The following is a 10,107-nucleotide window of genomic DNA, read 5'->3' as shown; positions in this document are numbered from 1 at the left end:
ACCGATATGTGGCGCGCTACAACAATGTAAGGCGCCACAGCTACAACGGTTACCACTCGCCGGTAGCGGCAGAAAAGATGGCGGCGTGAGAACCGAAAACAATGTCCAAAATTACTGGACCAGATCAGGCTCGCTCCCACAAGGGTAATGAGTGACAGACCCATCGGCGATTATCCCTGAGGTTTACAGCGCGATTTGCTCTAAGCCCCTATCACCTGTGCGGTTAAGACCTTTCTATACTGCGACATAAGGTCGCATACAAATCCAGACCTTTACTTACTTGGCCACTTTGGCCCGTAGGCGCTCCGCTGGGGGGCGATGGGAAAAACAAGAGGAGTGACTGGCATGATCCATCACGTAGTGGGGCTTTTCACCCACCCCGACCAGGAATGGAAAGAAATCCGTGGCGACCATGAGGAAAGCATTAGCCACATGTACCTGACACACACGCTGATTCTGGCGGCGATCCCTGCCGTGTCAGCGTTTATCGGCACCACAAAGGTCGGCTGGGTGATTGGCAGCCGGGCACCGGTGATGCTGACGCAGGAAAGCGCGCTATGGATGACGATCATGTCGTACGTGGCGATGCTCGGCGGTGTTGCAGTGATGGCCGCGTTCATCCACTGGATGGCTCGCACCTATGACGCCACCCCGAGCCTGGCCCGTTGCGTTGCGTTTGCGACCTATACCGCCACCCCGTTGTTTATCGGCGGACTGGCGGCGCTGTACCCACACCTGTGGCTGGGAATGATCGTCGGGACGGCGGCCATCTGCTACACGGTGTACCTGCTGTATGTGGGGCTACCCACTTTCATGAACATTCCATCAGACGAGGGGTTCCTGTTTTCAAGTTCGGTGCTTGCAGTAGGCCTGGTGGTGCTGGTCGCCATCATGGCTTTCACAGTCATTGTCTGGGGACTCGGCGTGGGGCCGGTCTATACTAATTAGTGGTTCTTTCCACCCAAAAACAAGATCTGCCAACACAGGCCGCCGCAAGGCGGCCTTCTAATGTTCAAGGATAGAAGGCGCTGACGACCATTCGGTACCTCGGCGATTCGCAAGACCCCAGGGTTGCGGCATACTCGACGTCTCTGGAGATCCATCAAGCATGTCCGAGCCACTCAATACCCGCGTCGAAGACTGTTACCAACTCGCTGAATCCTTTTTCAAACGCACTTTCAAACGTCCCGTGGTGAGCCTCAAGCTGCGCGGTCAAAAAGCCGGTGTCGCGCATTTGCACGAGAACCTGTTGCGCTTCAACCCGCAGCTGTACCGGGAAAACACCGAAGACTTTCTCAAGCAAACCGTGGCCCACGAGGTTGCCCACCTGATCGCTCATCAACTGTTTGGTGACCGCATCCAGCCGCATGGCGAAGAGTGGCAACTGATCATGCGCGGCGTGTACGAACTGCCGCCCAATCGCTGCCACACCTACGACGTCAAACGCCGCAGCGTGACGCGCTATATCTACAAATGCCCGTGCGTGGACAGCGATTTCCCGTTTTCGGCGCAGCGCCATGGTCTGGTGAGGCAGGGGCGGCGGTACTTGTGTCGGCGGTGCCGGAGTACATTGGTATTTAGCGGGGAGATGCGGGTCGAGTAAGTCAGAGTTATGTTGTCTGGTCTGGCCTCATCGCGAGCAGGCTCGCTCCCACACTGGATCTATGCCTACCAACAATCCCCTGTGGGAGCGAGCCTGCTCGCGATGAGGCCCTGACAGACACTACGCAACCACCTTGGCACGCCGTAATTCCTCGATTCGCTCAATACTAAACCCCAACTCCCCCAACACCTGATCCGTATGCTGCCCCAACGCCGCGCCAATATACCGAGGCTCTGGCAAGCCATCTGAAAACTTCAACGGACACGCCATCTGCGCCTGGCTCGTGCCATCCCCACGCGGCACCTCAGTCACCAGCTCCCGCGCCTTCAGCTGTGGATGCTCAATCGCTTCGCTCAAACTCAACACTGGCTCGACACACGCATCGAGTTCGGCAAACAGGGCGCACAAATCATTAAAGTCGTGTTTCTCGAATTCGGTCATCAGCGCGTCCTTGAGCTTTTTCTGGTTCGCAGGCTGTGGCGATAAGCCCAGGGACGCCAACTCCTCCAGACCCAACGCCGTACACAGTTGCCTCATAAACGCCGGCTCCAGACTGCCCACCGACAACCAGCGCCCATCGCGAGTACGGTAATAGTCATAGAAGCTGCCGCCATTGAGCATCTGGTCTTCCCTGCCCGGCTCCGCGCCACAGGCCAGATACCCGGCGCCCGCCATGGCGTTCAGGCTGAACACGCAATCGGTCATGCTCACGTCCAGGTGCTGGCCCTGCCCGGTCTGCTGCCGGGCGATGACCGCCGCCAGCAGTCCGATGACCCCGTGAAGCGAGCCTCCGGCGACATCCGCCACCTGCATGCCCAACGGCAGCGGCCCGCTGTCGGCGCGGCCGGTGTAGCTGGTCAATCCCGCCAACGCCAGGTAATTAATATCGTGGCCAGCGCGATCCTTGTAGGGGCCGGTCTGACCGTAACCAGTGATCGACACGTAGATCAGCTTCGGATTGATTGCCTTCAAGGCTTCATACCCCAGCCCCAGGCGCTCCATCACACCGGGACGAAATTGCTCCAGCACAATGTCGTAGTCGGCAAGCAGCTGCTTGATCACCTCCAGCGCCTCGGGTTGTTTGAGGTCCAACGCCAGGCTGCGCTTGTTGCGATTGAGGTAGGCATGGCTGGCCGACACTCCCTGATCATGCGGGGGTAGCACCCGCAGCAAGTCCATGCGGGTCGGTGATTCGATGCGCAAGACCTCGGCGCCCATGTCCGCCAGCAACAACGAGGCAAACGGCCCCGGTAACAGTGTCGAGAAATCCAGAACCTTGAGTGATGCCAGTGGCCCGAGCATGAGCGATCTCCGTGAACGATGCCTCCAGACTAGGCAGCCAACGCCCTTGCAGCAATCACCTTATGCGTCAGATGCGCTGACCGTTACGCTCAAATCGCAAATATAAAAAAACCCGCCGAAGCGGGTTTTTTCAGTGCAGCCGTCTTACTTGACGTTGGTTGGGGTTGCCCCTTCGACGTGGCCCAGAACATCGTCTTTAGGCTCGTCGGAGATACCGCGACCGCCAGAAGCCAGTTCCGCATGCATCACGTCAGTGTCCAGTTCCTTGACCCACTTGGCCACAACCAGAGTCGCCACAGCGTTACCCACCAGGTTGGTCAGGGCGCGGGCTTCGGACATGAAGCGGTCGATGCCGAGGATCAACGCCAGCCCTGCAACCGGCAGGTGGCCGACAGCGGACAAGGTGGCAGCCAACACGATGAAACCACTGCCGGTCACGCCAGCAGCGCCTTTGGAGGACAGCAGCAACACCACCAGCAGGGTGATCTGGTGCGTGATGTCCATGTGGGTGTCGGTCGCCTGAGCAATGAACACCGCCGCCATGGTCAGGTAGATCGCGGTACCGTCGAGGTTGAACGAGTAACCGGTCGGGATCACCAGACCCACAACGGATTTCTGCGCGCCCAGACGCTCCATCTTGATCAGCATGCGCGGCAGCACCGATTCCGAAGAAGAAGTACCCAGCACGATCAACAGTTCTTCACGGATGTAGCGAATGACTTTCAGCACGCTGAAGCCGTGAGCGCGAGCGATACCACCCAGTACGACCAGGATGAACAGCAGGCAAGTGATGTAGAAGCAGGCCATCAACTGACCCAGTTGCACCAGCGAACCCACACCGTAGGCACCGATGGTGAACGCCATGGCACCGAAGGCACCCAGTGGCGCGAGCTTCATGATCATGTTGATGATGTTGAACATCACGTGGGCGAAGCGATCGATGAAGTCCAGGATCGGCCGGCCGTAGGCACCCAGGCGATGCAGGGCGAAACCGAAGATCACCGAGAACATCAGCACTTGCAGGATATCGCCGGTGGCGAAGGCACCGATGATGGTGTTCGGGATCACGTTCAGCAGGAAGCCGACCACGCTTTGATCCGCACCAGCGGCGACATACTGAGCCACTTTGGAGGCATCCAGCGTGGTCACGTCGATGTGCATGCCGTTGCCCGGCTGGACGATGTTGACCACCAACAGACCGACCAGCAGGGCGATGGTCGACACGATTTCAAAGTACAGCAGCGCGTAACCGCCGGTCTTGCCGACCGATTTCATGTCCTGCATGCCCGCGATACCGCTGACTACAGTGCAGAAGATGATCGGGGCGATGATCATTTTGATCAGTTTGATGAACCCGTCACCCAACGGTTTGAGGGCCACACCGGTCTGCGGGTAGAAGTGACCGAGCAGGATGCCGATGGCGATGGCAACGATCACCTGGAAATACAGGGATTTGTACAGTGGCTGACGAGTCGTCATTGCAAAGTTCCTCAAGAGTGCCCGGTGACAACATCCATCTGTTGCCCAAGACACTTCAATTGCGAACCCTCCTGCTTCTGGAGGGATTTGTTTTGTCGAGCTGCGCGACGGCAGGCATCTGCTGGTTGTATCGCAAGGCCCGTGCCACCTTCCGAAAACTGCCTGCAAGCCTTTTGACGCCAAGGGTTACAGGATTGTTCTTGTCATCCATCGCCTGCAACAATGTGGCGGATTTCCGCCCATCGACCAGACCTCGTCCTGCTATTTGGCGGATATCCGCCTTGTCCATCGCAAGGCTGCACGGCTACCATCCGTCCGTTCAATGGACGGAATTGCCTGCTAATGCGCGAACGCACCATCGCCAGTCATTTCGCCCGTGCCGCCCTCGGTGGCGCGCGCCGGCTGGGTGTCGACTATTCAGACCTGTTGCAGCAACTGGGCATCAGCCCCGAGTTGCTGGACGAGCCGCGTGCGCGAATCGCGCCTGAGCAGTTCACGCGATTGATCCAGGGTCTGTGGCTGGCACTGGACGACGAATACCTGGGATTCGGCCCGGTACCGAGCAAAACCGGGAGCTTCGCGATGATGTGCCATGCGGTGATCCACTGCCGCAATCTGGAGAAAGCACTGCATCGCGGCTTATTGTTTTATAGCTTATTCCCCGAAAGTCCGCGCCTGACCCTGACCCACGAAGGCGAAATGGTCCGCCTGAGCCTCGATGATTCGAAGTTTCAGGACCCGGACCATTTCCTCACCGAAAGCCAGCTGATGGTGTGGCACCGCCTCGGCAGTTGGCTGATTGGCCAGCGCATACGGCTGGAGCTGGCGACGTTCAGTTACCCAAGACCTGAACACGGCGCCGAATACGAATTGATGTTCCCCTGCCCGATGCAGTTTGGCGCGGCACAAAGCAGCCTGTTGTTTCACAGTCGTTACCTGAATATGCCGCTGTTGCAGGACGAACGCACCCTCAAGCATTTCCTCGAACACTCCCCCGCCGACCTGCTGTCGCGCCCGGATGACGGCGACAGCCTGAGCAGTCAACTGCGCCGCTTGCTCAGCCGCGACAGTTCACGTTGGCCAGACCTGGAAGCCGTGGCCGCGCAGATGCACATCAGCCCGCAGACGTTGCGTCGGCATTTGCGCGAGGAAGGAACGAGTTTTCAGGAATTGAAGGATCAGTTGCGGCGAGATATCGCGATTTATCACCTGGGGCGTGCGGATTTGTCGTTGCAGCAGATTGCCGAGCAGCTGGGGTTTTCCGAGCCTTCGGCGTTTCACCGGGCGTTCAAGAAGTGGACGGGGCTGACGCCTGGGGCCTATCGCGCGCAAGAGAGCTGATTTTTTGCGCTGAATGGACCGGCCCCCTTCGCGAGCAGGCTCACTCCTACATTTGATCTCGGGTGTACACAAATAGTGTGTTCACTGAAGATCCCTGTAGGAGTGAGCCTGCTCGCGATGAACGATGACACGGTCTACCTGACTGGTAGCTACGGCGGATCAAGCCTGTCCAGCATCCGGTTCACCGCCAGTTCCCCCAGCATCACAACCTGCGCAATCCCCAGCACCGTGTTGCGCAGTGTCCCCTCCACCACCCCCGCAAATTCACTGAGCATCACACTTGCCGACGCCATGGATTCACAGGCGCTGACCAACAGGGTTTCATCATTAGTGTCGGGACCGACGAAGTAGATCGTACTGGGTTTGCGCGGGGTGTCTTTGGGAATGACCGGTTTGAGGTAGTAATCGAGGGCGCGGTCGGCGGCTTTGTTGAGTTTTTTGGACTCGGGGGTTTCGTAGGGGGAGACGTCGTCGGTGTCGGTTTCTGGTGGGTTGGGTGTGATCTTGAACATGTGCAGCTCCGTGGTTGGTTGAGCCGCCACGGCTTATCGCTAAACAAGTAAAGGTGGCGGCTGTACGCAGGTTAGCGATCCGGGACACAGAAACCCCGGGTAGACCTCGAAGGTCTCCCACGCACAGCCGCCATTATGCGAATTGCAGCTTTTGCGACTGTGTAGGGGATCGGATCGCTAAACCCGATCGCTGATTCGTCAGCGACCCGCAAACGATAGAACCCACGCCCCAGACGCACAAGCCGGCGGATTCTGGCGTAGTCGTAGGCAACGGCGCAAGGATGTGTAGCCTGAGAGAGTGTCTGGAGGTGTATTTTAAACAGATCTGTTTATTGCAGGGTTCTTGTGAGATTTGTGCTGGGTGGGCCGACCTCATCGCGAGCAGGCTCACTCCCACAGTGGATCTTCATCGTGACATAAATCCCTGTGGGAGCGAGCCTGCTCGCGATGAGGCCAGCAAGGCCAGCCACTAAACCACCGGAAAATGAATCCGAAACGCCGCCCCGCCCATCGGCGAATCCTCCAGCGTCAGCTTCGCGCCGTAGCTCTCGATAATGTCCTTGACCACCGCCAGCCCAATCCCCTGCCCCGGATGCTGACGGTCCAGCCGCTCGCCGCGTTCGAGAATCCGCGCGCGCTGATCCATTGGCACACCCGGCCCGTCATCTTCAACGCACAACTCAACCCCGTTCAGCGTTTCACGCACGCTGATGCGCACTTCGCTCAGGCACAGGCGATAGGCGTTTTCCAGCAAGTTGCCCATCATTTCCAGCAAGGCGCCCTGTTCGATCGGCACATAACACTGGGGCGGCAGATCGAAGGCGACGCGCACGTGTTTATCGCGGTAGACCTTGTCGAGCGTGTCACACAGGCTTTGCAGCACCGGTTGCAGGCGCACCTGATGGCGCACCAGGCCGCTTTTGCGCAGGCTGGCGCGTTGCAGTTGGTAGCTGATTTGTTGGCTCATGCGTTCGATTTGGGTTTGCAGCACCCAGGCCTGATCGCGGTCTTGCGGGCGCTGGGCCATGTCTTCGCTGACGCCTTGCAGCACGGTCAGCGGGGTTTTCAGGCTGTGGGCCAAGTCGTCGAGGGAGTCGCGATAACGGCTGCGTTGTTCGCGCTCGCTGTGCAGCAAGCGGTTGAGGGAGCCGGTCAGGCGCAACAGTTCGCGCGGGTGTTGTTCGCTGAGGCTTTCCCGGGCGCCGCTTTCGATTTCGTCGAGTTCTTGACTGAGCCGGCGCAAGGCCTGCAAGCCCCAGGTCAAGCCAATCCACAGTAACGCGAGCAACACCAACAGCGCCGCACCAAAGCCCAGGTAAAGGTTTTCGCGCAGGCCTTCGAGGGTGGCTTCGTATTCGCGCACCGGTTGCAGGGCGACGATGCTGAATGCCGCGCTTTTGCCGCCGAGCAGTTTGACTTCGACGTCGTAGACGAAGAATTCCTGACCGTTGGCCTCGCGAATGCGCGCGAACTCATTACCACGTCCGTCGTAACGCGGCGTGTAGTTGATCAACTCTGCCCCGGCGGCCTTGGAACGCCAGACCAGATGACCTTCGCGGTCAAAGATGTAGCCGAGCAAACGACTGTCCGTCAGGTTGAAACGTTCATCCGGCAACTGCGCCGGCATTAGCAGGGTGTTGTTTTCCACGCGCGCGGCGGAGATCAGCGTGGTGACGTCCGAGGCCAGCCGTTGCTCAATCGAATCCTGCAAGGCCAGGCTGAACGCGCCTTGCATCGCCGGCAATAACGCCAACATGAACAACACCGCCAGCAAAGTGGCGGCGAGCATCAAGCGGACACGAAGGGAACGAATCAAGTGCAGCGCTCATTGAACAGGTAGCCGAGGCCACGCACGGTGTCGATCGGTTTGAAACCGGCCGGGCCTTCGAGTTTGCGGCGCAGACGGCCGACCAGTACTTCGATGACGTTCGGATCACGCTCATCGTCATCGGGGTAGAGCTGCTCCATCAAGCGGTCCTTGGCCACCACTTGCTGGTGATGACGCATGAGGTATTCAAGGATCCGGTACTCATACGCGGTCAGCGCCAGCGGTTCGTCATTGAGCGTGGCCTGCTTGCGGTTGAGGTCGAGCAGCAGTGGCCCGGCGACTATGGTCGACTGGGTGAAACCGCTGGAACGGCGCAGCAAGGCATTGAGCCTGGCGTCGAGCTCTTCGAACTGGAACGGTTTGACCACGTAATCATCGGCCCCGGCGGCGAGGCCTTCGACCTTGTCCTGCCAGTTACCGCGTGCGGTGAGAATCAGGATCGGAAAGGTCTTGCCCCGCGCACGCAACTGCCGGATCAGGTCGAGCCCGCCCATGCCCGGCAAGCCGAGGTCGATCACCGCCAGGTCATGGTTGAACTGCTCGGTCTGGTACAGCGCCTCTTCGGCGTTGGCCACGGATTCGACCACATGGCCACTCTCCGTCAGGCGAGTTTGCAGGTGATGGCGCAACAGCGCTTCATCTTCGACGACCAGCAATTTCATAACGCTCTCCCGGGCAAAGCAACATCTCCAATGGCACAACGGCGCATCCAACGGTCAGGACAAATCATAGCGGCCCTTGAGGTCTTGCTGACCGAGTTTAAAGCCATTGTGCGTCACCAACACGTTGGCGTAACCGGCGGAGTAATCGGCCGGGTTGTTCAGCTGGCCCAAATGCGCGCCCCAGGCACTCTCATTTCCCACTGGGCTGACCATGCTGAAGCTGTTCAGGGTCAGGGACTTTTTGACCTTCTCGTTGGTCTTTCCAAGAGCAAGGTTGGCGATGATGTCATCGGACGCTAACGCCGCGGTGCTCGCGCTCAGAACGGTAAAAGCCAGAATCAGGTTTTTAAAGCCAGTCATTAGGGAATTTCCTCATGCGCAGGTGCTTTTGGGTACGAGCCACCTTACTCACCCGCCCCTGAACTTCCCCTGAACACAGACTGAACCCAAGCTGAACAAGATCGACTAGGCTGTCTTGATGACTTTCTTGCAGGAGATCCGATCATGCGCATCTTTCTCGCCCTTTGTTTGCTGGTGATGAGCGGGCTGACTCAAGCCGCCATCAAAACCCATGAAATCCCCTATCAAAGTGTCGATGGCACAAAAATGATCGGCTATTACGCCTACGACGACGCCATCAAAGGCCAGCGCCCCGGCGTCCTGGTGGTGCATGAATGGTGGGGGCTGAACGACTATGCCAAGCGTCGCGCCCGTGACCTCGCCGGTCTGGGCTACAGCGCGCTGGCCATCGACATGTACGGCAACGGCAAGAACACCGAACATCCGAAGGACGCCATGGCGTTCATGCAGGATGTGCTCAAAGACAGCTCTGCGGCCGCTGCGCGCTTTCAGGCCGGGCTTGAACTGTTGGAGCAACAACCGCAAACCGACCCGAATAAAATCGCGGCGATAGGCTACTGCTTCGGCGGCGCTGTGGTGCTGAACGCGGCACGTCAGGGTTTGCCATTGGCAGGCGTGGTGAGTTTCCATGGCTCGCTGGCTACCAAGACACCGGCTGCACCGGGCACTGTGAAGGCGAAAATTCTCGTGGAGCATGGAGCGATGGACAGTATGGTCACGCCGGAAAACGTGGCGGCGTTCAAGGCTGAAATGGACAAGGCCGGCGCCGACTATAAATTTGTCAGCCTTGAGGGCGCCAAGCATGGGTTCAGCAATCCGGATGCGGATCGGTTGAGCCATGGCGAACATGGCGGGCCGGATATTGGTTACAACAAGGCGGCGGATGAACAGTCCTGGGCGGATATGCAGGCGTTTCTCAAAAAGATTTTTAGTTGATCAGGTAGACCGCGGCGCGGCCATCGCGAGCAGGCTCGCTCCCACAGGGTTATGCGATCCCCTGTGGGAGCGAGCCTGCTCGCG

11 protein-coding genes are annotated in these 10,107 nt (G+C 58.8%); 4 read left to right on the top strand and 7 right to left on the bottom strand.

What is annotated here, in order from left to right; all coding sequences use genetic code 11:
* The first annotated feature begins 345 nt into the window (after positions 1 to 345).
* Both KGB06_RS27900 and KGB06_RS27895 read left to right on the top strand, forming a co-directional pair.
* Positions 346 to 948, top strand: coding sequence for a Yip1 family protein (locus tag KGB06_RS27900; RefSeq protein ID WP_223521486.1), 603 nt, complete (start codon positions 346 to 348; stop codon positions 946 to 948).
* 160 nt (positions 949 to 1,108) lie between these two features.
* Positions 1,109 to 1,603: a SprT family zinc-dependent metalloprotease gene (locus tag KGB06_RS27895; protein WP_223521485.1), complete on the top strand. Its 495-nt coding sequence runs from the start codon at positions 1,109 to 1,111 to the stop codon at positions 1,601 to 1,603.
* A gap of 120 nt (positions 1,604 to 1,723) precedes the next feature.
* On the opposite strand, the gene KGB06_RS27890 is transcribed toward KGB06_RS27895, so the two are convergent.
* From KGB06_RS27890 to KGB06_RS27880, 3 genes are all read right to left on the bottom strand, one after another.
* The gene (locus KGB06_RS27890; RefSeq protein WP_223521483.1) at positions 1,724 to 2,905 is read right to left on the bottom strand and encodes a CaiB/BaiF CoA transferase family protein; all 1,182 of its coding nucleotides are present in this window, start codon (positions 2,903 to 2,905) and stop codon (positions 1,724 to 1,726) included.
* A gap of 144 nt (positions 2,906 to 3,049) precedes the next feature.
* Positions 3,050 to 4,384: a dicarboxylate/amino acid:cation symporter gene (locus tag KGB06_RS27885; RefSeq protein WP_223521481.1), complete on the bottom strand. Its 1,335-nt coding sequence runs from the start codon at positions 4,382 to 4,384 to the stop codon at positions 3,050 to 3,052.
* A 55-nt stretch (positions 4,385 to 4,439) separates the two neighbouring features.
* On the bottom strand, positions 4,440 to 4,673 hold the full coding sequence (locus KGB06_RS27880; protein WP_223521479.1) for a hypothetical protein: 234 nt from the start codon (positions 4,671 to 4,673) through the stop codon (positions 4,440 to 4,442).
* 53 nt (positions 4,674 to 4,726) lie between these two features.
* Here KGB06_RS27880 and KGB06_RS27875 point away from each other — a divergent pair, with 53 nt between their 5' ends.
* Complete coding sequence (locus KGB06_RS27875; RefSeq protein ID WP_223521477.1) at positions 4,727 to 5,725, top strand: AraC family transcriptional regulator; 999 nt, start codon at positions 4,727 to 4,729, stop codon at positions 5,723 to 5,725.
* A gap of 149 nt (positions 5,726 to 5,874) precedes the next feature.
* Here the strand turns inward: KGB06_RS27875 and KGB06_RS27870 are convergent, their stop codons facing one another.
* From KGB06_RS27870 to KGB06_RS27855, 4 genes are all read right to left on the bottom strand, one after another.
* Positions 5,875 to 6,237, bottom strand: coding sequence for a DUF6124 family protein (locus KGB06_RS27870; protein WP_223521475.1), 363 nt, complete (start codon positions 6,235 to 6,237; stop codon positions 5,875 to 5,877).
* A gap of 469 nt (positions 6,238 to 6,706) precedes the next feature.
* Positions 6,707 to 8,053 carry an ATP-binding protein gene (locus tag KGB06_RS27865; protein ID WP_223521473.1) on the bottom strand — a complete coding sequence of 449 codons (1,347 nt, stop codon included), beginning with the start codon at positions 8,051 to 8,053 and terminating at the stop codon, positions 6,707 to 6,709.
* Entirely contained in the window at positions 8,050 to 8,727 is a 678-nt protein-coding gene (locus KGB06_RS27860; RefSeq protein WP_223521471.1) for a response regulator, read from the bottom strand. Before KGB06_RS27860 ends, KGB06_RS27865 begins: the two co-directional genes overlap by 4 nt.
* A gap of 54 nt (positions 8,728 to 8,781) precedes the next feature.
* The gene (locus KGB06_RS27855) at positions 8,782 to 9,087 is read right to left on the bottom strand and encodes a hypothetical protein (RefSeq protein ID WP_223521467.1); all 306 of its coding nucleotides are present in this window, start codon (positions 9,085 to 9,087) and stop codon (positions 8,782 to 8,784) included.
* A gap of 144 nt (positions 9,088 to 9,231) precedes the next feature.
* Here KGB06_RS27855 and KGB06_RS27850 point away from each other — a divergent pair, with 144 nt between their 5' ends.
* On the top strand, positions 9,232 to 10,023 hold the full coding sequence (locus KGB06_RS27850; RefSeq protein WP_223521465.1) for a dienelactone hydrolase family protein: 792 nt from the start codon (positions 9,232 to 9,234) through the stop codon (positions 10,021 to 10,023).
* Positions 10,024 to 10,107: the final 84 nt, after the last annotated feature.

It is taken from the genome of Pseudomonas sp. GL-B-19 (assembly GCF_019956415.1).
In the GTDB taxonomy this organism is placed as follows: domain Bacteria; phylum Pseudomonadota; class Gammaproteobacteria; order Pseudomonadales; family Pseudomonadaceae; genus Aquipseudomonas.
Note: the sequence above shows the minus strand (reverse complement) of the source record. Positions and strands in the feature narration are given on the sequence as shown.

What these genes read in the sequence shown, in the direction of transcription:
- KGB06_RS27895 (WP_223521485.1), top strand. Translation starts at nt 1,109, where the DNA reads ATGTCCGAGCCACTCAATACCCGCGTCGAAGACTGTTACCAACTCGCT.
- KGB06_RS27870 (WP_223521475.1), bottom strand. Translation starts at nt 6,237, where the DNA reads ATGTTCAAGATCACACCCAACCCACCAGAAACCGACACCGACGACGTC.
- KGB06_RS27880 (WP_223521479.1), bottom strand. Translation starts at nt 4,673, where the DNA reads ATGGACAAGGCGGATATCCGCCAAATAGCAGGACGAGGTCTGGTCGAT.
- KGB06_RS27900 (WP_223521486.1), top strand. Translation starts at nt 346, where the DNA reads ATGATCCATCACGTAGTGGGGCTTTTCACCCACCCCGACCAGGAATGG.
- KGB06_RS27855 (WP_223521467.1), bottom strand. Translation starts at nt 9,087, where the DNA reads ATGACTGGCTTTAAAAACCTGATTCTGGCTTTTACCGTTCTGAGCGCG.
- KGB06_RS27885 (WP_223521481.1), bottom strand. Translation starts at nt 4,384, where the DNA reads ATGACGACTCGTCAGCCACTGTACAAATCCCTGTATTTCCAGGTGATC.
- KGB06_RS27850 (WP_223521465.1), top strand. Translation starts at nt 9,232, where the DNA reads ATGCGCATCTTTCTCGCCCTTTGTTTGCTGGTGATGAGCGGGCTGACT.
- KGB06_RS27890 (WP_223521483.1), bottom strand. Translation starts at nt 2,905, where the DNA reads ATGCTCGGGCCACTGGCATCACTCAAGGTTCTGGATTTCTCGACACTG.
- KGB06_RS27860 (WP_223521471.1), bottom strand. Translation starts at nt 8,727, where the DNA reads ATGAAATTGCTGGTCGTCGAAGATGAAGCGCTGTTGCGCCATCACCTG.
- KGB06_RS27875 (WP_223521477.1), top strand. Translation starts at nt 4,727, where the DNA reads ATGCGCGAACGCACCATCGCCAGTCATTTCGCCCGTGCCGCCCTCGGT.